The organism is Pseudacidovorax intermedius (assembly GCF_001476815.1).
GTDB classification, from domain to species: Bacteria; Pseudomonadota; Gammaproteobacteria; order Burkholderiales; family Burkholderiaceae_C; genus Xenophilus; species Xenophilus intermedius_A.
In genome coordinates this window covers 1-20,724 of sequence record NZ_LDSL01000066.1, presented here as the reverse complement: position 1 = coordinate 20,724, position 20,724 = coordinate 1, and the positions used below count along the sequence as shown (strand labels likewise).

General features: G+C 67.2%; 16 protein-coding genes and 2 pseudogenes. 11 read left to right on the top strand and 7 right to left on the bottom strand.

All coding sequences use genetic code 11. The features are described 5' to 3' along the window. Positions 1-124 precede the first annotated feature (124 nt). The 9 genes from NS331_RS11465 (at position 125) to NS331_RS11425 (ending at position 11,851) form a co-directional block, all read left to right on the top strand. A complete protein-coding gene (locus NS331_RS11465) occupies positions 125-1,093 on the top strand; it encodes an ABC transporter substrate-binding protein (protein WP_058642123.1) in 969 nt (322 codons plus the stop codon). A 168-nt stretch (positions 1,094-1,261) separates the two neighbouring features. Then, on the top strand, positions 1,262-2,332 hold the full coding sequence (chvE, locus tag NS331_RS11460) for a multiple monosaccharide ABC transporter substrate-binding protein (protein WP_058642122.1): 1,071 nt from the start codon (positions 1,262-1,264) through the stop codon (positions 2,330-2,332). Between the two features lie 183 nt (positions 2,333-2,515). Further along, positions 2,516-4,072, top strand: a complete 1,557-nt coding sequence (gene mmsA, locus NS331_RS11455) for a multiple monosaccharide ABC transporter ATP-binding protein (RefSeq protein ID WP_058642149.1) — start codon at positions 2,516-2,518, stop codon at positions 4,070-4,072. Next, positions 4,069-5,280 carry a multiple monosaccharide ABC transporter permease gene (gene mmsB / locus NS331_RS11450; protein WP_082702413.1) on the top strand — a complete coding sequence of 404 codons (1,212 nt, stop codon included), beginning with the start codon at positions 4,069-4,071 and terminating at the stop codon, positions 5,278-5,280. Before mmsA ends, mmsB begins: the two co-directional genes overlap by 4 nt. A gap of 6 nt (positions 5,281-5,286) precedes the next feature. Continuing rightward, positions 5,287-6,825 carry a sugar ABC transporter ATP-binding protein gene (locus NS331_RS11445; RefSeq protein WP_058642121.1) on the top strand — a complete coding sequence of 513 codons (1,539 nt, stop codon included), beginning with the start codon at positions 5,287-5,289 and terminating at the stop codon, positions 6,823-6,825. Position 6,826: 1 nt separating this feature from the next. After that, a complete protein-coding gene (locus tag NS331_RS11440; protein WP_058642120.1) occupies positions 6,827-7,867 on the top strand; it encodes an ABC transporter permease in 1,041 nt (346 codons plus the stop codon). Positions 7,868-8,084: 217 nt separating this feature from the next. Then, positions 8,085-9,095, top strand: a complete 1,011-nt coding sequence (yjfF, locus tag NS331_RS11435) for a galactofuranose ABC transporter, permease protein YjfF (protein WP_058642147.1) — start codon at positions 8,085-8,087, stop codon at positions 9,093-9,095. Between the two features lie 46 nt (positions 9,096-9,141). Beyond that, positions 9,142-10,881: an IlvD/Edd family dehydratase gene (locus NS331_RS11430; protein WP_058642119.1), complete on the top strand. Its 1,740-nt coding sequence runs from the start codon at positions 9,142-9,144 to the stop codon at positions 10,879-10,881. A gap of 43 nt (positions 10,882-10,924) precedes the next feature. Continuing rightward, the gene (locus NS331_RS11425) at positions 10,925-11,851 is read left to right on the top strand and encodes a dihydrodipicolinate synthase family protein (protein WP_058642118.1); all 927 of its coding nucleotides are present in this window, start codon (positions 10,925-10,927) and stop codon (positions 11,849-11,851) included. 12 nt (positions 11,852-11,863) lie between these two features. Here the strand turns inward: NS331_RS11425 and NS331_RS11420 are convergent, their stop codons facing one another. The 6 genes and pseudogenes from NS331_RS11420 to NS331_RS27120 form a co-directional block, all read right to left on the bottom strand. Next, the gene (locus tag NS331_RS11420) at positions 11,864-12,955 is read right to left on the bottom strand and encodes a class I SAM-dependent methyltransferase (protein ID WP_153012824.1); all 1,092 of its coding nucleotides are present in this window, start codon (positions 12,953-12,955) and stop codon (positions 11,864-11,866) included. Then, on the bottom strand, positions 12,952-14,772 hold the full coding sequence (locus NS331_RS11415) for a glycosyltransferase family 4 protein (protein ID WP_082702411.1): 1,821 nt from the start codon (positions 14,770-14,772) through the stop codon (positions 12,952-12,954). The genes NS331_RS11420 and NS331_RS11415 overlap by 4 nt, the downstream gene beginning before the upstream one ends. Before the next feature lie 8 nt (positions 14,773-14,780). Further along, complete coding sequence (locus tag NS331_RS11410) at positions 14,781-15,980, bottom strand: glycosyltransferase family 61 protein (RefSeq protein ID WP_082702410.1); 1,200 nt, start codon at positions 15,978-15,980, stop codon at positions 14,781-14,783. Positions 15,981-16,033: 53 nt separating this feature from the next. Next, a complete protein-coding gene (locus tag NS331_RS11405) occupies positions 16,034-17,002 on the bottom strand; it encodes an NAD-dependent epimerase/dehydratase family protein (RefSeq protein WP_058642114.1) in 969 nt (322 codons plus the stop codon). Between the two features lie 225 nt (positions 17,003-17,227). Continuing rightward, positions 17,228-17,836 (bottom strand): annotated as a pseudogene (locus tag NS331_RS11400) (altronate dehydratase); the annotation flags it as partial. Position 17,837: 1 nt separating this feature from the next. Continuing rightward, positions 17,838-18,341: pseudogene (locus NS331_RS27120) on the bottom strand (fumarylacetoacetate hydrolase family protein); the annotation flags it as partial. A 291-nt stretch (positions 18,342-18,632) separates the two neighbouring features. Between NS331_RS27120 and NS331_RS26660 the strand changes: the two are divergent. Continuing rightward, entirely contained in the window at positions 18,633-18,782 is a 150-nt protein-coding gene (locus NS331_RS26660) for a hypothetical protein (RefSeq protein WP_193758088.1), read from the top strand. A 201-nt stretch (positions 18,783-18,983) separates the two neighbouring features. Further along, positions 18,984-20,096 (top strand): serine hydrolase domain-containing protein, encoded by a 1,113-nt coding sequence (locus NS331_RS11390; protein ID WP_058642112.1) that lies wholly within the window; start codon positions 18,984-18,986, stop codon positions 20,094-20,096. Positions 20,097-20,136: 40 nt separating this feature from the next. On the opposite strand, the gene NS331_RS11385 is transcribed toward NS331_RS11390, so the two are convergent. After that, positions 20,137-20,568: a GNAT family N-acetyltransferase gene (locus NS331_RS11385; RefSeq protein ID WP_058642111.1), complete on the bottom strand. Its 432-nt coding sequence runs from the start codon at positions 20,566-20,568 to the stop codon at positions 20,137-20,139. Between the last annotated feature and the right edge of the window lie 156 nt (positions 20,569-20,724).

Below are 20,724 nucleotides of genomic sequence, written 5' to 3'. Positions count from 1 at the left end.
CCATTCTCTTCAAAAAACCATTGGATGGATATTTTTTTGCTCCATACACTGCCCCCACGTTCGATGCGGTGCGGGTGCGCCGCACGGCGCCCACAACACCATCGATTCCTTCAGGAGACAACCCATGCGCCTTTCCCGTCGTCAGCTCGTCGCCCTGGCCGCCGGCCTGCCCCTCGCCACGGCGCTGCCCGGTGCCGCCTGGGCGCAGAAGAAGATCGTGCTCGGCTTCAGCCAGGTGGGTGCGGAAAGCGAATGGCGCACCGCCAACACGGAATCGATCAAGTCCGCCGCCAAGGACGCGGGCATCGAGCTCAAGTTCTCCGACGCGCAGCAGAAGCAGGAGAACCAGATCAAGGCCATCCGCGCCTTCATCGCGCAGAAGGTGGACGTGATCGCCTTCTCGCCGGTGGTCGAGACCGGCTGGGACAACGTGCTGCGCGAAGCCAAGGCCGCCAAGATTCCCGTCGTGCTGACCGACCGCGCCGTCAACACCAAGGACCCGTCGCTCTACGTCACCTTCATGGGCTCCGACTTTGTCGAGGAAGGCCGCAAGGCCGGCCGCTGGCTGGTGGACAAGATGAAGGACCAGAAGGGCGAGGTGCGCATCGTCGAGCTGCAGGGCACCGTAGGCTCGGCCCCGGCCATCGACCGCAAGAAGGGCTTCGAGGAAATCATCAAGGCCGACCCCAAGTTCAAGATCGTGCGCTCGCAGACCGGCGACTTCACCCGTGCCAAGGGCAAGGAGGTGATGGAAGCCTTCCTCAAGGCCGAGGGCAAGAACGGCATCAACGTGCTCTACGCGCACAACGACGACATGGCCATCGGCGCCATCCAGGCGATCGAAGAAGCGGGCCTGAAGCCGGCCAAGGACATCACCATCATCTCCATCGACGCCGTCAAGGGCGCCTTCGAGGCCATGATGGCCGGCAAGCTCAACGTGTCCATCGAATGCTCGCCGCTGCTGGGCCCGCAGTTGATGACGGCCGTGAAGGACATCGTGGCCGGCAAGCCGGTGGCCAAGCGCATCGTGACCGAGGAAGGCATCTTCCCCATGGAAACCGCCGCCGCCGAGTTCCCGAAGAGGAAGTACTGAGCAACCCCCATGCCGCTTCGCGGCGCCCCCGTCGCTCGCTTCGCGGGAAGGGGGCGCACCCGGCGGCCTGGCAAAGCCAGATCCGCGGGTGCCCTGGCAGGCGCTGCGAGCACCACGCCTCCCTCACGTTGCCCGGTTCGCACAACAACACACCAAGAGAGACAAACCATGCGCCGCCTTTTCATCCGTCACCTTCTTGCCGCAGCGGCCGCGCTGACGGCCTTCGGCCCGCTGGCTGCCCACGCGCAGGACAAGGGCCTGGTCGGCATCGCCATGCCCACCAAGTCCTCGGCCCGCTGGATCGCCGATGGCGACAACATGGTCAAGGTGCTCAAGGAGCGCGGCTACAAGACCGACCTGCAGTACGCCGAAGACGACATCCCGAACCAGCTGGCGCAGATCGAGAACATGGTCACGCGCGGCGTCAAGGTGCTGGTGATCGCCTCCATCGACGGCACCACGCTCACCAAGGCGCTGCAGAACGCGGCAGACCGCGGCATCAAGGTCATCGCTTATGACCGGCTGATCCGCGGCACCAAGAACGTCGACTACTACGCCACCTTCGACAACTTCCAGGTCGGCGTGCTGCAGGCCAATTCCATCGTCGACAAGCTGGGCCTCAAGCAGGGCAAGGGGCCGTTCAACATCGAGCTCTTCGGTGGCTCGCCCGACGACAACAACGCCTTCTTCTTCTACGACGGGGCCATGAGCGTGCTCAAGCCCTACATCGACAGCGGCAAGCTGGTGGTGCGCAGCAAGCAGATGGGCATGGACAAGGTGGGCACGCTGCGCTGGGACGGCGCGGTGGCGCAGGCCCGCATGGACAACCTGCTGTCCGCCTTCTACGGCAATGCGCGGGTCGATGCCGTGCTGTCGCCCTACGACGGCCTGTCCATCGGCATCCTGTCCTCGCTCAAGGGCGTGGGCTACTGCACCGCGCAGCAACCCTGTCCGGTGGTGACCGGGCAGGACGCCGAGGTGCCCTCGGTCAAGTCGATCATCCGCGGCGAGCAGTACTCGACCGTGTTCAAGGACACGCGCGAACTCGCCAAGGTCACGGCCGACATGGTGGATGCCGTGCTCTCGGGCAAGCAGCCGCAGGTCAACGACACCAAGACCTACAACAACGGCGTGAAGGTGGTGCCCGCGTACCTGCTCAAGCCGGTGAGCGTGGACAAGAGCAACTGGGAGCAGGTGCTCGTGGGCAGCGGCTACTACAAGGCCGCGCAGTTCAAGTGAAGCCCGGCCGGCGCGCATGAACCGCCTCATCGCAAGTTCGCCAATAAGCCCCTCTCCCCTTTCGGGAGAGGGGTTGGGGAGAGGGGGCGCGTCCATTGCAACGATCTCTCACCTCGCCAGCGGCGCGGCCCCCTCTCCCCGGCCCTCTCCCGCAAGGGGAGAGGGAGCGCAACAGCCATGACCGTGCTGCTGGAGATGCGCCACATCCGCAAGACCTTCCCCGGGGTCGTGGCCCTGGACCGGGTGGAGCTGGCCGTGGACGCCGGGCAGATCCATGCCCTGGTCGGCGAGAACGGCGCCGGCAAGTCCACGCTGATGAAGGTGCTCAGCGGCGTCTACCCGCACGGCGAGTACGAAGGCGACATCGTCTACGACGGCCAGGTGCAGCGCTTCGGCGGCATCCACGACAGCGAACGCGCTGGCATCATCATCATCCACCAGGAGCTGGCGCTGGTGCCCATGCTCTCCATCGCCGAGAACCTGTTCCTCGGCAACGAGGTGGCGCACCGCGGCGTCATCGACTGGACCGAGGCGCACCGCCGCACCCGCGAGCTGCTGGCCAAGGTGGGCCTGCGCGTCTCGCCAGAAACGCCGGTGGGCGAGCTGGGCATCGGCCAGCAGCAGCTGGTGGAGATCGCCAAGGCGCTGGCCAAGCGGGTGCGCCTGCTGATCCTGGACGAGCCCACCGCCAGCCTGAACGAGAACGACAGTGCCGCCCTGCTCGAGCTGCTGATGGCGCTGCGCAGCCAGGGCATCACCTGCATCCTGATCTCGCACAAGCTCAATGAAATCGCCCGGGTGGCCGATGCCGTGACGGTGCTGCGCGACGGCAGCAGCGTGCAGACCCTCGACTGCAGCGCCGGTCCGGTCGACGAGGACGCGGTGATCCGCGCCATGGTCGGCCGCCCCATGGCCGACCGCTACCCGCCGCGCTCGCCGGCCATCGGCGAGGTGGGCTTCGAGGTGCGCGACTGGCAGGCGCACCATCCGCAGCGGCCGGAGCGGCCCTTCCTGCAGCAGCTGAACCTGCAGGTGCGCCGCGGCGAGGTGGTGGGCATCGCGGGGCTGATGGGCGCCGGCCGCACCGAATTCGCCATGAGCGTCTTCGGCCGCAGCTGGGGCCAGCGCGTGACCGGCACGGTGCGCATCGACGGCCACGAGGTGGACGTGAGCACCGTCGGCAAGGCCATCGCCCAGGGCCTGGCCTACGTGACCGAGGACCGCAAGGGCGCCGGCCTGGTGCTGGACGAGAGCATCCGTTTCAACACCTCGCTGGCCCACCTGAAGGGCGTCTCCAGCGCGGGCGTGATCGACCCGCTGCAGGACACGGCCGTGGCCGAGCGCTTTCGCCGCGCCCTACGCATCCGCACGCCAGACGTGCTGCAGAAGACGCTCAACCTCTCGGGCGGCAACCAGCAGAAGGTGGTGCTGGCCAAATGGCTGTTCACCGAGCCCAAGGTGCTGATCCTGGACGAGCCCACGCGCGGCATCGACGTCGGCGCCAAGTACGAGATCTATGCACTCATCGCCGAGCTGGCGGCCCAGGGCCGCTGCGTGATCGTCATTTCCTCCGAGATGCCCGAGCTGCTGGGCATCACCGATCGCGTCTACGTGATGAACGAAGGCCGCTTCGTCGCCGAGATGCCGACCGCCGAGGCCACCCAGGAAAGGATCATGGCCGCGATCGTGCGCGGCCATGCGGCCCGCGTCCCCGCGGCCACGACCGAAAGTACCGCATGACCGACAACGCCGTCCCCCTCGCCGCACGCACCGTGGCCGCCGAAGCGCCGGTGCCGTCCACCGGCAGCTTCCTGCGCCACAACTTCCGCGAATACGGCATGCTGGTCTGCCTGGTGGCGATCATGGTGCTGTTCCAGGTGCTGACCGACGGCACGCTGATGCAGCCGCTCAACCTCACCAACCTGGTGCTGCAGAACAGCTACATCGTCATCATGGCGCTGGGCATGCTGCTGGTGATCGTGGCCGGGCACATCGACCTGTCGGTGGGCTCGGTCAGCGGCTTCGTCGGCGCCCTGGCCGCGGTGCTGATGGTCAACCACGACTGGCCGGTGATCCCGGCCACGCTGGCCTGCCTGGCGGGCGGCGCGCTCATCGGTGCGGCGCAGGGCTGGTTCGTGGCCTATGCGCGCATCCCCTCCTTCATCGTCACGCTGGCCGGCATGCTGGTGTTCAAGGGCCTGGCGCTGGCACTGCTGCAGGGCCAGTCGGTGGGCCCCTTCCCCGACACCTTCCAGCGCCTGAGTTCGGGCTTCATCCCCGACGGCTTCGGCATCCAGGGCCTGCGCCTGACTTCGCTGCTGCTGGGCGTGGCCATGGCGGCCGCCTTCGCCGTTGCCGGCTGGCGCGCACGGCAGCGCCAGCAGGCCCACGGCATCGCGGGCGAGCCTGCCGGCTTCTTCGCGGCCAAGACGCTGGTGTTCGCGGGCCTCCTGATCGGCTTCTCGTGGATGCTGGCCTCCTACCGCGGCCTGCCCAACGTGCTGGTGGTGATGGCGGTGCTGATCGTTCTGTTCGACTTCGTCACCCGCCGCACCACGCTCGGCCGCCGGGTCTATGCCCTGGGCGGCAACGAGAAGGCGGCGCGCCTGTCGGGCATCGACACCCGGCGCCTGAGCTTCTATGCCTTCGTCAACATGGGCGTGCTGGCGGCGCTGGCCGGGCTGGTGTTCGCGGCGCGGCTCAACACGGCCACGCCCAAGGCCGGCCTGGGCTTCGAGCTGGACGTGATCGCGGCCTGCTTCATCGGCGGCGCCTCGGCCTCCGGCGGCGTGGGCAAGGTGACGGGCGCGGTCATCGGCGCCTTCGTCATGGGCGTGATGAACAACGGCATGTCGATCATGGGCATCGGCATCGACTACCAGCAGGTGATCAAGGGCCTGGTGCTGCTGGCAGCCGTGTTCATCGACGTCTGGCACAAGAACCGCTGAGATTCCATGAATGCTGTCACACCCTCCCCCGCCGCGCCGGTGCTCGCGCTGGACGGGATCGGCAAGCGCTTCGGCAACGTCCCGGTGCTGCAGGACGTGCAACTGCGCCTCTACCCCGGCGAGATCCATGCGCTGATGGGCCAGAACGGCGCGGGCAAGTCCACGCTGATCAAGGTGCTCACGGGCGTGTTCCCCGCCAACGAGGGCCGCATGGTGCTGGGCGGCAGGCCCATCCTGCCGGCCTCGCCGGCCCATGCGCAGGCGCTGGGCATCAGCACCGTCTACCAGGAAGTGAACCTCTGCCCCAACCTGTCGGTGGCCGAGAACGTGTTCGCCGGCCGCTATCCGCGCCGCGGGCTGCTGCAGGGCCGGCGCATCGACTGGGCCGCGGTCAACGAGGGTGCCCGCGCGCTGCTGGCGCGTGTGGGGCTGGACATCGACGTGACGCGGCTGCTGGCCAGCTATCCGGTGGCGGTGCAGCAGCTGGTCTCCATCGCCCGCGCGCTGGGCGTGGATGCGCGGGTGCTGATCCTGGACGAGCCCACCTCCAGCCTGGACGACGATGAGGTGCGCAAGCTCTTCGAGGTGATGCGCCGGCTGCGGGACGAAGGCCTGGCCATCGTCTTCGTCACCCACTTCATGAACCAGGTGTATGCCGTGTCGGACCGCATCACCGTGCTGCGCAACGGCCGCTTCGTGGGCGAATGGCCCACGGCCGAGCTGCCCGCGCCTGCGCTGATCTCGGCCATGGTCGGCCGCGAGCTGGCGGCCGCGTCCGGCCAGTCCGCGGCCATGGCGCCCGCCGCGGCCGGTGAGACGCCGCTGCTCAAGGCCGAGGGCCTGGGCCAGAAGACGCAGCTGCATCCCATCGACCTGCAGGTGCGCGCCGGCGAGGTGGTGGGCCTCGCCGGCCTGCTGGGCGCTGGCCGTACCGAGCTGGCCCGCCTGCTCTTCGGCCTGGAGGCCGCCGACAGCGGCACGCTGTGGATCGACGGCCAGGCGCGGCGCTTCGCCAGCCCCACCGAGGCCATCGCCGCCGGCCTCGCGCTATGCCCCGAGGAGCGCAAGACCGACGGCATCGTCGCCGAGCTGTCGGTGCGCGAGAACGTCGCGCTGGCGCTGCAGGCGCGGCGCGGCGCCCTGCACTTCATTCCCCAGGCCGAGCAGGTGCGCATGGCCGAGCACTATGTCGCCGCCCTGGGCATCAAGACGGCCAGCATCGACACGCCCATCGGCCTGCTCTCCGGCGGCAACCAGCAGAAGGCCGTGATCGCCCGGTGGCTGGCGACGGCGCCGCGCCTCCTGATCCTGGACGAGCCCACGCGCGGCATCGACGTGGCGGCCAAGCAGGAAATCATGGAACAGATCCTCCAGCTCGCGAAGGCGGGGATGGCGGTGCTCTTCATCTCTTCCGAGATCAGCGAGGTGGTGCGCGTGGCGCACCGCATCGTCGTGCTGCGCGACCGCGCCAAGGTGGGCGAACTGCCCGCCGGCAGCAGCGAGGACGACGTGTACGAACTGATCGCCGCAGAAAGCGCCCACTGACATGCCCTCTTCTCTTTTCTCGCGGCTGATGCAGCACCGGCTCGCCTGGCCGCTGCTCACGCTGGCACTGCTGCTGGCGGTGAACGCCGGCTTCAATCCCGGCTTCCTGCACCTGGAGTGGCGCGATGGCCACCTCTACGGCAGCCTGGTCGACATCCTCAACCGCGCGGCGCCGCTGGTGGTGGTGTCGTTGGGCATGACGCTGGTGATCGCCACGCGCGGCATCGACATCTCGGTGGGTGCGGTGGTCGCCATCTGCGCGGCGGTGGCGGCCTGGCTGATCGGCGGCGCGGTCGACGGGCAGACAGCCCGCTTCGGCCTGCCGCTGGCCATCGCCGGCGCGCTGGGCGTGGCCCTGCTGTGCGGGCTGTGGAACGGCCTGCTGGTGGGTGCCATCGGCATGCAGCCCATCATCGCGACGCTGATCCTGATGGTGGCCGGCCGCGGGCTGGCGCAGCTCATCACCGACGGGCAGATCCTCACCATCTACTACAAGCCCTTCTTCTTCATCGGCGGCGGCTACCTCTTCGGCCTGCCCTTCTCGGTGTACGTGGCGGCCGCGGTGCTGGCGTTGCTGGGCCTGGCCTGCACCCGCACGGCGCTGGGGCTGTTCATCCAGGCGGTGGGCATCAACCCCACGGCGGCGCGGGTGGCGGGCGTGAAGGCGCGGCGCCTCATCGTCGGCTGCTACGTGGTGTGCGGCCTGTGCGCCGGCATCGCGGGGCTGCTCATCAGCTCCAACGTCAAGAGCGCGGACGGCAACAACGCCGGCCAGCTGCTGGAGCTGGACGCCATCCTGGCCGTGACGCTGGGCGGCACGCTGCTCACCGGCGGGCGCTTCAGCCTGGTGGGCAGCGCCATCGGCGCGCTGATCATCCAGACGCTGACCTATGCCATCTACTCGCTGGGCGTGCCGCCCGAGATCAACCTGGTGGTCAAGGCCGCCGTGGTGTTCGCCGTGATGCTGCTGCAGTCCGCCGAGTTCCGCGCCACGCTGCGCACGCTGGCCGTGCGGCCCGCGCACAAGGAGCAGCTGCGATGAGCCGCCTTTCGACAGGCCTCGTCTGCGAGCCCCTCTCCCCTTGCGGGAGAGGGGTTGGGGAGAGGGGGCTGCGGCCTGGCCGGGCCCTTCCTCGATGGGAGCGCCGCTGCCCCCTCTCCCCGGCCCTCTCCCGCAGGGGGAGAGGGAGGAAGAGCGCCCTGCGCACAGGAGGCGCCCGATGAGTGTCGTCATGCCGCAAGACAACCGGATCGGCCCGATGACGCAGGCTGCTGCCCCGGCTTCTACCGCCGTCCAGCGCCCGCGCCGCCGGCTCGACCCCAAGTACCTGCCCCTGGCCGCCACCATCTCGCTCTTCGCAGCCGTCGTGCTGGCCGGCTCGCTGCGTTACGACGGCTTCTTCTCGCTGCAGGTCTTTTTGAATCTGCTGATCGACAACAGCTTCCTGCTGGTGGTGGCGGTGGGCATGACCTTCGTCATCCTCACCGGGGGCATCGACCTGTCGGTGGGCTCGGTGATCGCCTTCTCGACCATGGTGCTGGCCACGCTGGTGGAGCAGCACGGCTGGAGCCCCGCGCCCGCCATCGCCGTGGTGTTGGTGATGGGCACGGCCTTCGGCGGCTTCATGGGCCTGCTGATCGAGCGCTTCCGGCTGCAGCCCTTCATCGTCACGCTGGCGGGCATGTTCCTGGCGCGCGGGCTGTGCTACCTGATCAGCATCGACTCGATCAGCATCACCAGCGAGGCCTACACCGAGCTGGCGCAACTGCGCCTGCCCTTCCTTGCCGGCACCTCGCTGTCGCTGGGCGCCGTGATCGGCGTGGCCGTGCTGCTGGTCGCCATGTACGTGGGCCACTGCACGCCCTTCGGACGCACCGTGTACGCCATCGGCGGCAACGCGCACTCGGCCCACCTGATGGGCCTGCCGGTGCGGCGCACGCTGGTCGGCGTGTATGCCCTGTCGGGCCTGTGCTCGGCGCTGGCCGGCGTGCTCTTCACCTTCTACATGCTCTCGGGCTACGGCCTGCATGCGGTGGGCCTGGAGCTGGACGCCATCGCCGCCGTGGTGATCGGCGGCACGCTGCTCAGCGGCGGCGTGGGCTATGTGGCCGGCACGCTGTTCGGCGTGCTGATGCTGGGCGTGATCCAGACCCTCATCGCCTTCGACGGCACCCTCAGCTCCTGGTGGACGCGCATCGTCGTCGGCCTGCTGCTCTTCGCCTTCTGCCTGCTGCAGCGCGTGGTGTCCATGCGCGCGGCGCGGCGCTGAACCCTCCTATTTCCCCATCGTCGCTTCCGTCCTCCTGAAAGCCACCATGTCCGACAACACCCCCAAGAAGAAGCTGCGTTCCACCGAATGGTTCGGCCACAACGACAAGAACGGCTTCATGTACCGCAGCTGGATGAAGAACCAGGGCTTCCCCGACCATGAGTTCGACGGCCGGCCGGTGATCGGCATCTGCAACACCTGGTCGGAACTGACGCCCTGCAACGCGCACTTCCGCAAGATCGCCGAGCATGTGCGCCGCGGCGTGTACGAGGCGGGCGGCTTTCCGGTGGAGTTCCCGGTGTTCTCCAATGGCGAGTCGAACCTGCGGCCCACGGCCATGCTCACCCGCAATCTGGCGGCGATGGACGTGGAAGAGGCGATCCGCGGCAATCCCATCGATGCGGTGGTGCTGCTGGCCGGCTGCGACAAGACCACGCCCGCGCTGCTGATGGGCGCGGCCAGCTGCGACGTGCCGGCCATCGTGGTGTCGGGCGGGCCCATGCTCAACGGCAAGCTCGACGGCAAGAACATCGGCTCGGGCACCTCGGTGTGGCAGCTGCACGAGTCGCTCAAGGCGGGCGAGATCGACCTTCACAAGTTCCTCTCGGCCGAAGGCGGCATGTCGCGCTCCGCCGGCACCTGCAACACCATGGGCACGGCCTCGACCATGGCCTGCATGGCCGAGGCGCTGGGCGTCACGCTGCCGCACAACGCCGCCATTCCGGCGGTGGACGCACGCCGCTACGTGCTGGCGCACCTGTCGGGCCAGCGCATCGTTCAGATGGCCCGGGACGACCTCAAGCTGTCGAAGCTGCTCACCCGCCAGGCCTTCGAGAACGCCATCCGCACCAACGCGGCCATCGGCGGCTCCACCAATGCAGTGATCCACCTCAAGGCCATCGCCGGGCGCATCGGCGTGGACCTGGCGCTGGAGGACTGGACGCGCGTCGGCCAGGGCATGCCCACGCTGGTGGACCTGATGCCCTCGGGCCGCTTCCTGATGGAGGAGTTCTATTACGCCGGCGGCCTGCCGGGCGTGCTGCGCCGCATGGGCGAGGCCGGCCTGCTGCCGCACCCCGACGCGCTCACGGCCAACGGCCAGAGCCTGTGGGACAACGTGCGCGAGGCGCCGATCCATGACCCCGAGGTCATCCGCCCGCTGGACAAGCCGCTCATCGACGACGGCAGCATCCGCGTGCTGCGCGGCAACCTGTCGCCGCGCGGCGCCGTGCTCAAGCCCTCGGCCGCCACGCCGGCCCTGCTCAAGCACCGCGGCCGGGCCGTGGTGTTCGAGAACCTGGAGCACTACAAGGAGCGCATCGTCGACGAAGCGCTCGACGTCGACGCCGACTCGGTGCTGGTGCTCAAGAACTGCGGTCCACGCGGCTATCCGGGCATGGCCGAGGTGGGCAACATGGGCCTGCCGCCGAAGCTGCTGCGCCAGGGCATCAAGGACATGGTGCGCATCTCGGATGCACGCATGAGCGGCACCGCTTACGGCACCGTGGTGCTGCACGTGGCGCCCGAGGCGGCGGCCGGCGGCCCGCTGGCCATGGTGCGCGACGGCGACTGGATCGAGCTGGACAGCGACGCCGGCCGGCTGCACCTGGACATCTCCGACGAGGAATACGCGAGCCGCATGGCCGACGTGCAGAAGAGCCTGACGCCCCCCGGCGGCGGCTACCGCAAGCTGTACGTCGAGCACGTGCTGCAGGCCGACGAGGGCTGCGACCTCGACTTCCTGGTGGGTTGCCGCGGCGCTGCGGTGCCTCGCCACTCGCACTGAGCCCTGTCCGCCTTCCTTCCGACACGCCGAGACGCAACTGCCCATGGCCCATCCCGCCACCCCGTACCGCGGCATCTTTCCGGTGGTGCCCACCACCTTCACCGACAGCGGCGAGCTCGACCTGCCCAGCCAGAAGCGCGCCCTGGATTTCATGATCGACGCCGGCGTGGACGGCCTGGCCATCCTGGCCAACTTCTCGGAGCAGTTCTCCCTGTCCGACGAGGAACGCGAGGTGCTCACCCGCACGGCGCTGGAGCACGTCGCCGGCCGCGTGCCGGTGATAGTCACCACCTCGCACTACGCCACGCGCATCTGCGCCCAGCGCAGCCGCCGCGCGCAGGACATGGGTGCCGCCATGGTGATGGTGATGCCGCCCTACCACGGCGCCACCTTCCGCGTGCCCGAGGCGCAGATCCAGGCCTTCTACCAGGAGGTGTCCGACGCCATCGACATCCCCATCATGGTCCAGGACGCGCCGGCCAGCGGCACGGTGCTGAGCCCCGCCTTCCTGGCCCGCATGGCGCGCGAGATCGAACACCTGTCCTACTTCAAGATGGAAACCGCCGGCGCCGCCAACAAGCTGCGCGAGCTGATCCAGCTGGGCGGCGATGCCATCGAAGGCCCGTGGGACGGCGAGGAGGCCATCACCCTGCTGGCCGACCTAAACGCGGGCGCCACCGGCGCGATGACGGGTGGCGGCTTTCCGGACGGCATCCGCCCCATCCTGGAGGCGCACCGGCGCGGCGACATGGACGGCGCCTTCGCGCACTACCAGCGCTGGCTGCCGCTCATCAACCACGAGAACCGCCAGGCCGGCATGCTGGCGGCCAAGGCGCTGATGAAGGAAGGCGGCGTGATCGCCTGCGAGGCGCCGCGGCACCCGCTGCCGCCCATGCACCCGGCGACGCGGCGCGAGCTGATCGACATCGCGCGGCGGCTGGATCCGCTGGTGCTGCGCTGGGGGCGGTGACGACGCGCGCTGCTATTTGAACAAGGACCGCAGGCGCCTAAGCGGCGCGGTGATGCGCCAACTGGTCGATTGGCGCAGCGCGGCCACTTCGGCGGTGAGCGCCTGCTCGGTGCGCCTGTGTGCGTCGCGCTCGGCCGCCAACGAGCCTTGCAGCTCCGATTCGCGCTGCATCACCGCGGCGGCGTCTGCCCTGGCATCGGCCAATTCGGCAGCCAGTCCATCCCGTTCGGCCTGCAACGCCGCAACCGATGCTTGAAGTTGCGCGCGCTCCCGCTCTGGCAGACGGCCGATCTCATTCCAGGGATTGCCCGTTTCGATCACCGGAACGTGGGGCTGCATGCGGAGCGCTTTGGCTCCCGCCCACACCAGGTCCTCATGACCGGAGACGATGCGTCTTCCGAGCGTGTTTTCTCCAACGTGGCGCTTGGTGACGACGCAGATGGAGTTCACGAACTCGACCGAGTGAATGGTGGCCAGGTCGTCTTCGTCGAACGCGTAACCGTATTCCTCCACGAACGCGCCGAGCACGTCTTTTCTCGCGAGCGGAACGCCCCAGTGTTCGTGAGACACGATGTCAGCCAGCCGCTTGAAGAAGGCGATCGCCGAGAGGGGATAGGAAAGGCCACCCTCGTAGCCCTTCCAATAGCTGCAATGCAGGTCTTCGGCGATGAAGACGCCACCGCTTTTGAGCGACGGAAAGAACCGGGCGAAGGATTTGACGATGTCACCCGAGCGGTGGGAGCCGTCGTCAATGACGATGTCGAAAGCGGGCGCGCATTCGAGGATGCGGGCCGCGACGTCAGGCGCATTCGCATCGCCAACCACGACCGTGATGCGCGGATCGTCGTAGCGGAGCTTCCTGCAATCCTCGTTGATGTCGCAGCCGACGAGGCTCACTGCATTGGGAAAGTATTGGCCCCAACGCTCGAGAGAACCGCCATTCTGGACGCCGACCTCGAGCAGGCAGACGGCATGCTGACGGTATGGCGAAAGCAGCCGCTCATACTCGCGCAGGTAGAGTTCCCACTTGTCGGAGACCTTGCCTTCGCCGGACCTGTACAACTGCGCAATGCTCGTTGCCGAAGCGTTCATGGCTTGCGTCATGGCGCGACTCCCGAGGGGGCGAGGTCACGCGCAATCTTGTCGATTCTGGTCACGTAAGAGTCCATGTCGAACATGCGCGCCGCGAGGTCGCGCAGAAGGAACTGGGTACGTTCGGCCTTTGCCGGATCCGATGCCAGCTGATGAATGATCCCGGCCGCGGTGTGCGCGTCGGCATAGGGGGCGATGAGGAATGCCAACTCCGGCTCGGTCCGCAGGGCATCTGCGACGCCGGTCGCCTTGTCAAAGCTCACAACGGGGATGCCGGCAGACATGGCGTCGATGGCAACGTTGGGCAGCGGATCAAGTCGCGAACTCACGTAAAGCACATCGATCGACTGGTAGACGCCCTCAAGGTCCGCCGTTGCAGGAAGCATGAGCACGGAACCCGCAAGGTCCGAACGCAGCTTCTGCTCGCCCAGATACATCAGCATCTCGTCGGAGTGCCCTCCGGGATCGCCAATCCAGACGAACCGGCACGGAACGTCAGGGAAGCGCGCGCGGAAGGATGCAGCCGACGACAGAAAAAGGTCGACACCCTTTCGCCACTCCACCGTGCCCAGCCCCGCGACGGTGAAAGTCCGATCTGTTTCGCCCCACTTCATGAGGTCTGCGGGCCCGGAAGCGACGGATGCCCGGACACCTCCGCTGTGCTGCGCGGGCAACGTGCACTTGCCTTGCGGAAGGATGTAGGTCGGCCGATCCTCGAGGAAAGGATAGACGCGGACCGCGGACTCGCGAACGATCTCGGTCGGGAAAACGACGGCCCCAATGTGTTTGAAATAGTCGCGCAGCGCCGTTGTGGCGTGGAAAAGTGTGGCGAACTCGTGCACCAGACCGACAGTGGGAACGCCGTGTACCGTCAGCGAGAGGGCGACGTCATGGGCCACCGCGCTGTTGGCAATGCAATAGCGGGGTTTCGCGACCTGCACCAGGCGGGTGGCGATCAGGTCCATGTCGAATCGGGACAAGACGTCCTTGCTGGGAGGACTGATGAACAGATCGGATTCTTCGACGAAAGCCTGCTCGATGTCTCCGCCACCTCGCCAGGAAATCACGATCACGTTTAAGCCCCACTGGCTCTTCAGCTTCATCAGGAGGTTCAGCCCGAGGATGGGCGCGCCCGTGCGGGAGGTTTCATGGACGACGAGGATGACGGTTTCACGGTCCGGGTTCAACTTCTCCAGGGCACGGTCCTGGAGCGCGCTCATCGGAACGCCGGAGCGTCCTTCTTCTCGCCCATGCTTGATGAAGTGAAGGTAAAGATTGACGCCCGTCGCGGCGACGTCGGGGTAACGGGCACGGTAGTACCTGGGCTGGAACTGCGCGCTGGGTGCGAGGTCTGCCGCCTCGCCTTCGGTGAGATAGTGAAGGGCCGCCTCCGAAGCGTTGAACGTCTTTCCCGTCAGCCGGCTGTAGGCGTCGACGTCGAAGTCCGGCGCTGATGCGATCAGTTCAATTGCCTCCGCAGGGACGACCGACGGACCTGAGGCCAGCTGTGACGCTGCCACTGGCCCGGTCCCGGCGCGCCCCTCGGCCCGTCCATGCTGTTGGAAGTGGAGAAGAAGGCTCACGCACGACGCCGCGACATCGGGGTTGGATGCGCGGTAGTACCCCGGATCGAAGCCTTCGGAGGGCGGAACATTGGCGGCCTCCCCGTGAAGGAAGTAATGGGCTGCGGGATCCCCCCGCAGGCCTCCGAGGCGGGCTCTGTACTCTTCGGCAACAAACAGAGGACTGGTCCGAATTTGCTGGATCTCCTCGCGATGCCTGTATCGCCGCAATGCGTCCGAGAGCCTTCTTTTGAGTCCGTCAATCATTTGGTGTTTCAGAGGAAGCTGTCGAGGCGGCGCATGAGCGCGTCCACATCGACGGTGAAGGGAACGTGATGCTTGCTGAACTCGTACGAGGATGGGACGCCTTCGAAGAAGCCGTACTCCAGACCGCGCGAACTGAAGAGCCGTGCATGCCCATGTACCCAGTGAGGTTCGCTTTCGATGTCGACCATCTTCGTGCCCGGGTAGCAGAACACGACATTGAAGAAAGCGGAGCCTGACGCCGATAGCAAGACCGATGCCGAAGAGAACAGGCGGATCTGCTCGAAAGCATTGAAGTGCTGCGGCTCGACTACTTCGAACTCGCGTTCTGCCAGCCGGGGCAGAAGGTCGCCCTCGTTGACCATGACGCGGCCGTTGGCGCCTGGCCCTTTGGCGAAATCGCGTCGCGAGAGATAGATTTTTCTGTCGCGCTGCGCAGAACCGTGGCGCAGCCGCAATTGGTCGTAGAAGGCGAGCGTCTCGTCGTCGAGCCAGACATCCCGATTCCGAATGCTTGGAACAAGTGCGCGCTTGATCAGGTAGACGTGGTCAAGGTATTGGGGAATCAGCCGATGCTCGCTGATGCCGGCCATCAGCAGGTACTGCCGAAGGGTAGGAAAGTACATCGGCACCAGGATCCGCAGGTTGACCTGAAGCCGCGCAATCTCGATGATCTTCGGAAAGATGCGAAACAGGAAGGCACCGTAGTTCGGTGCCTCGTTCGATGACAGGCAGATCACGGTTTCATCGATCGTCACGAATTTCTTGGCACTCGCGTCTAACCGGTAGACACCGGGCTCGGACGTGTCGCGAAAGCCGATCAGCTCGTTTCGGAATTGCTCGGGATGGCCGAGCCGGCCGATCTCGATGGCCTCGATTTCCTTCGACGTGAATGCTTCGTCCAGGTTGTACTCGCCATCCGCCCCGATGAGGGTGCGATACCCAGACAGGGCGACGTCGTTGCGCACCATCACGAAGACGGCTGGGCGCGGACTCGGCAGAGGCACGTCAAGGTCCGGACAGACGGGACGCTCGGCGCGATCATGGAAGGCCGCGCGGTTCGTCACCTCTGGGTAGGGTCCGGCTTCTCGAATGACATGGATCGCGTTCGAAACGTGTCCAGCGAGTTCGGACAATTCGATGCGGGGATAGGTCAGCGGGTTTCGGTAGCGAAACTCTTGCGTGGCGAGTCGGTCGGGAGTGATCTTCATCTCTGCGCTCGTTGCTCCGTCAAAGAGGGCGTCCAAGGGCTGTGCGAAACAGACTAGGAATGGAGAGACAAGCCCTGCTGGATTTCCGCCTCGAGCCAACGGATAGTCCTGGCAATTCCATCGGCCAGGGACGTTGTCGGATGCCAGCCAAGGTGCTTTGCTGCACGATCCACGTTGAGGACGTTTCTGGGAACGTCGACCGCACGCGCGGGGCGAAACCTCACGGGAACAGGCCGCTGAAGCGCCGTCTCGATGCCGCTGATGATCTCGATGAGGCTGGAACCCTTCCCGGATCCGATGTTGAAGATGGCTTCGTCGCCGTCGTACTCGATCGCCTTGACGATGGCATCGACCGCATCTCCGATATAGACATAGTCGCGGACCACGGACCCATCGCCCCACACCTCTATTTCTTGGCCACGCAGCGCGGCACCGAGAAACACGGCAATCGCACCTTGCTTGCCCGTGATCCTCTGTCTCTCCCCGTAGGGATTGGACAACCGGAGCGACACGGAATTCAGGCCGTGCAGGTTCTTGTAGATGGCAAGGTACTTTTCGGCCGCCAGCTTGGTCACCCCATAGGATGACAGCGGATTGGTAGGATGGGTTTCGTCGATCCTGTCCTGAATGGGCCTGCCGTAGACGGTGCCACCCGAGGACATGAAGATGAACTTCCTGATCCGGTGTCTTACCAGCGCCTCGAAAAGGCTCAAACTGCCGATCAGATTGGTAGAAATGTCGAACGTCATGTCGTCGTTCGACGTCTGGGGCAGCGTACTCGTGATGAGGTGAACGCAGCAGTCGCAGCCTTCGAGGGCTTCGTCCAGATCCTTCTCGTTGCCGAAGTCGCCGTCGATCATCTCCAGGAGATGCGGATTGGCCGCCGGCGGCAATTCCCGGACCCCGCCCGGCAGAGGTCGATCCAGAACACGAACCGCGACGCCTGCACTGAGCAACGCGTCGACCACGTGGGAGCCGATGAAGCCTCTTCCACCAAGCACAAGGCAACGTTGATATTTCATCGGGGGTGTAGACGGGTTGCTCGTGGAGCCGGGCATTCTAGACAGCCGGCATCGCGTCAGAAGGCGTCTGGCCTGCGATCACCAACCCGGCACCTTTGCCGGCCGTGCACCCGGCGAAGCGGCAACACGGCGCGCGCTGATCGACATCGCGCGGCGGCTCGATCCCGATCGTGCTGCGCGGTGGGCGGTGAGGCGGCGGGGCCGTGCGGGAGCCAGGCTCGGCCCTCAGGTCACGGCCCCCAGCGGCCACGGCACGAACTTCTGCTGGCCGTAGCCGTGCATCTCGCTGCGAGAGCGCTCGCCGGAGGCGGTGCGCAGCATCAGCTCCAAGAAGGCCTGCCCCAGTTCGTCCACGCTGCGTTCGCCCTCGACCACCGGGCCGCAGTTGAAGTCCATGTCGTCGGCCTGCCGCTGCCACAGGGCCGTGTCAGTCGCCAGCTTCAGCGAGAGCGAGGGCGCGCAGCCGTAAGCCGAGCCGCGGCCCGTCGTGAAGCAGATCAGGTTGGCGCCGCCGGCCACCTGGCCGGTGGCCGACACCGGTTCGTAGCCCGGCGTGTCCATGAGGACCAGGCCCCGCGCCTGCACGGGCTGGGCGTATTCGTATACCTCCACCAGGGCGATCGAGCCGGCCTTGGCGATGCCGCCCAGCGACTTTTCGAGCACCGTCGTCAGACCGCCCGCCTTGTTGCCGGCGGAGGGGTTGTTGTCCATCGCGGCGCCGTGGCGCGCGCAGTGGGCCTCCCACCAGCGGATGCGGGCAAGCAGCTTCTCGCCGACCTCCGCCGAGCGGGCACGCCGGGTCAGCTGGTGCTCGGCGCCGTAGATCTCCGGGCCGACGGTTGGCCAGTTCGCCCAGCCGCGGCGTGCCGATGCGCACCACGTCGCCGACCACGTGGGTGAAGCCCTGGCCGGGGCCGTGCCGGTCCTGCGTGGGCGCGAACATGGTGCCGAGGAAGAGCATGAAGCCGTCGGGATAGGCATGCTCGGCATTGACGACCTGCATCACGATGTCCAGCGGATCGCGGCTGATGCGCGACAGGGCGCTGTGGCCGCGCATCGTGAAGCCGTCGGGGCCCTCGACCGCCAGCGCCACCTCGCAGGCGCGCACGTCGTCCATGCCGAAGTGGCCGTCGAACAGGCGCACGAAGGGGCCGATGGCGCAGGAGGAATTGTTGTTCTTGGCCTTGAACAGCAGCAGCGCGCTGCGTCCCTAGACGTCGCGCAGGTTGACGTCGTTGCCCAGGGTGGCGCCGAGTACGGCGCCGCGGCTGTTGACGGCCAGCACCACCTCGGGCTCGGGGTTGTTCCAGTGCGACTTGGGGTGGATGCCCACGCTGTCGGCGGTGCGGTACAGCCAGCGCACGGTGGCGGGTGCCTGCCCCGGCCGGCGGGCCGCATAGTCGGCGGTGCCGTCGGGACGGCGCTACAGGGCATGCGCCCACCCCTCGGGGTCGGCCCGCATCTGCATGCTGAACACGACCTCGGGGTCGCGACACCTGGCTGAACCACTGCGGCAATGCCTATCTGCAGGACGCCTACAAGCTCGCCGCCGGCAAGATCGCCGCCCTGCGCACCAACCTGAGCGCCCCGCTGGACGTCAAGCGCCCGGCTCGTTCGGCAGCACCGCGAGTTGCTGCGCAGCTTCATCCGCGGCGACTTCGCCGCCTTCGAAGCCCTGACCGTGGCCCATGTCCAGGGCTCGGGCGAGGCCTATGTGCGTGCGCTGACGACGCCGCCGGCGCAGGCGCCTGCGGACGGCGTGAAGGCCGCGCGGGGCTGAACGCGCCCTCTTTCTCGCGGGAGACGCGGTTCGACACAACCGGCGGCGCAAGCGAGCCGCGCACAAGAACGAGCGTGCAAGCCGCGTTCCTTCAGCGGCGAACATCTGCCGCTTCAGGCACCGTGATGCCGTCAGTGGCGCCGAGCGATTGCCCGTACCGCCGCATTCCCGGATGATGCGGCGCACCGAAAGGAGCCGAGCATGCCGACCCGGATGCCATCTCGCCGACAGCTCATCGCCAGCGGACTGGCGCTGGCGGCCGCGCCGCTACGCCACCCCTTCGCTGCGCAGGCCGCCGAAGGCCAGGACGACTGGGCCGAGCCCAGGACAGACGCCGGCGCGGAAGCCGCCGCCATCCGGCGGGTGCTGGACGACGCCGGCTCGGTGGCGGCGCTCAGGAGCATCCTCGTGGTCAGGAACGGGGAACTGGTCGCCGAGCGGTACTACGGCGGCGCGAGCGCCTCCGCACTGCAGAGCGTGAACTCCGTGACCAAGAGCGTCGCGTCGATGCTGGTGGGCATGGCGATCGAACAGGGCAGGATCGACAGCCTGTCGGAGACGGTCGGCCGGCTCTTGCCCTCGGCGGCGGCCCGGATGCCCGGCTCGCCCGCACTGGGCATCACGCTGGAACAGATCCTGACCGGCACCTCCGGACTGGTCTACGACTATCAGACGGGGATGCGCGCCCTGGCATCGGCGGACGACCCGGTCGCGTACGTGCTGGGGCTGCCCTTCGACCCAGCGCAGGTCGGGCGGTGGGTCTACAACGACGCTGCGGTCTCCTTGCTGTCGCCCATCCTCGCGCAGGCGCAGGGCATGCCCGTCGACCAGCTCGCCCAGCGCGACCTGTTCGGGCCGCTGGGCATCGAGCGCGTCGCGGCGGTCCGCGACAAGGCGGGCCACATCATGAGCTACCAGGGCCTGCGCCTGCGCGCGAGGGACCTCGCCAAGATCGCCTGGACGATGGCCGACGAAGGTCGGTGGCAAGGTCGCCAGGTGGTGCCGGCCGCATGGGTCGCGGCCAGCACGCGGCCCCGGGTGCCCGCGACATGGCGCGCCGGGCCCATGCAGACGACGGACTACGGCTACCTCTGGTTCTCGGGCAGCCTGGCCGGTCGCCCGGTGTTCTGGGCCTGGGGCTACGGCGCACAGTGCGAACGCTTTGAAGACCCCTGCCCAGGCGCAGACAGACCATCGCGCTATTCCAGCGCGAGCCATGGAAGCGGCACCATGATGCCGAATGGGACGCGCTGCTCACCCTGGATGGGTCCGGCACGGAAGAAGCGGGTGCCGTGGACGATCGGATCACCCTGAGCTTCACCCTCCCGGCGCTCCATTGGTAGTCCGCTGCGGCTCACCCTGCGTGCAGCGCCTTCTTCATGCAGCAAAGATGGAAGCCCGGCGCATAGTCATCGATGCGCGCGTATTCCTCGTAGCCATGCTTGCGGTAGAACGCCGGCGCCTGCCATTCGAAGGTCTCCAGCTTGGCATGCCGGGCGCCCAGCGCGACGGCCTGCCGCTCGGCCTCGGCCAGCAGGCGGCTCCCCAGCCCGGCGCCGCGCGCATCGGCTTCGACGAACAGCACGTCGATGGTGAGCCAGTGAAGGAAGACGAGGCTGCGCAGCCCACCGAGCAAGCGGCCCCGGCTGTCCCGTGCGTTGAGTCGGATGTACTGCTGATCGGGATATTCGCCGACGAAGCCGTAGTTGTACTCACGCAGTCGACGGCCGAGCTCGCCGGAACGGATCTCTTCGGGGGTGGCGGCGGCCAGGGTGATGTCGTTCATCGTGCAGGAAGATGGGCGGGACATGCTTCGACGTCGGTGGCTTCGGGGCCAATGTATCCGCCTGCCAACGTTGCCGACGTGCATGGCCGCCACCTCCGGGTCAAGGCGGCAAGACGAACCGGAAAGGTACGTCCACCCAGCCCGCCCGCGCCACGC

What these genes read in the sequence shown, in the direction of transcription:
- NS331_RS11390 (WP_058642112.1), top strand. Translation starts at nt 18,984, where the DNA reads ATGCCGACCCGGATGCCATCTCGCCGACAGCTCATCGCCAGCGGACTG.
- NS331_RS11420 (WP_153012824.1), bottom strand. Translation starts at nt 12,955, where the DNA reads ATGACGCAAGCCATGAACGCTTCGGCAACGAGCATTGCGCAGTTGTAC.
- NS331_RS11405 (WP_058642114.1), bottom strand. Translation starts at nt 17,002, where the DNA reads ATGAAATATCAACGTTGCCTTGTGCTTGGTGGAAGAGGCTTCATCGGC.
- NS331_RS11385 (WP_058642111.1), bottom strand. Translation starts at nt 20,568, where the DNA reads ATGAACGACATCACCCTGGCCGCCGCCACCCCCGAAGAGATCCGTTCC.
- NS331_RS11440 (WP_058642120.1), top strand. Translation starts at nt 6,827, where the DNA reads ATGCCCTCTTCTCTTTTCTCGCGGCTGATGCAGCACCGGCTCGCCTGG.
- mmsB (WP_082702413.1), top strand. Translation starts at nt 4,069, where the DNA reads ATGACCGACAACGCCGTCCCCCTCGCCGCACGCACCGTGGCCGCCGAA.
- NS331_RS11415 (WP_082702411.1), bottom strand. Translation starts at nt 14,772, where the DNA reads ATGATTGACGGACTCAAAAGAAGGCTCTCGGACGCATTGCGGCGATAC.
- NS331_RS11425 (WP_058642118.1), top strand. Translation starts at nt 10,925, where the DNA reads ATGGCCCATCCCGCCACCCCGTACCGCGGCATCTTTCCGGTGGTGCCC.
- NS331_RS11410 (WP_082702410.1), bottom strand. Translation starts at nt 15,980, where the DNA reads ATGAAGATCACTCCCGACCGACTCGCCACGCAAGAGTTTCGCTACCGA.
- yjfF (WP_058642147.1), top strand. Translation starts at nt 8,085, where the DNA reads ATGACGCAGGCTGCTGCCCCGGCTTCTACCGCCGTCCAGCGCCCGCGC.
- NS331_RS11445 (WP_058642121.1), top strand. Translation starts at nt 5,287, where the DNA reads ATGAATGCTGTCACACCCTCCCCCGCCGCGCCGGTGCTCGCGCTGGAC.
- chvE (WP_058642122.1), top strand. Translation starts at nt 1,262, where the DNA reads ATGCGCCGCCTTTTCATCCGTCACCTTCTTGCCGCAGCGGCCGCGCTG.
- NS331_RS11430 (WP_058642119.1), top strand. Translation starts at nt 9,142, where the DNA reads ATGTCCGACAACACCCCCAAGAAGAAGCTGCGTTCCACCGAATGGTTC.
- NS331_RS11465 (WP_058642123.1), top strand. Translation starts at nt 125, where the DNA reads ATGCGCCTTTCCCGTCGTCAGCTCGTCGCCCTGGCCGCCGGCCTGCCC.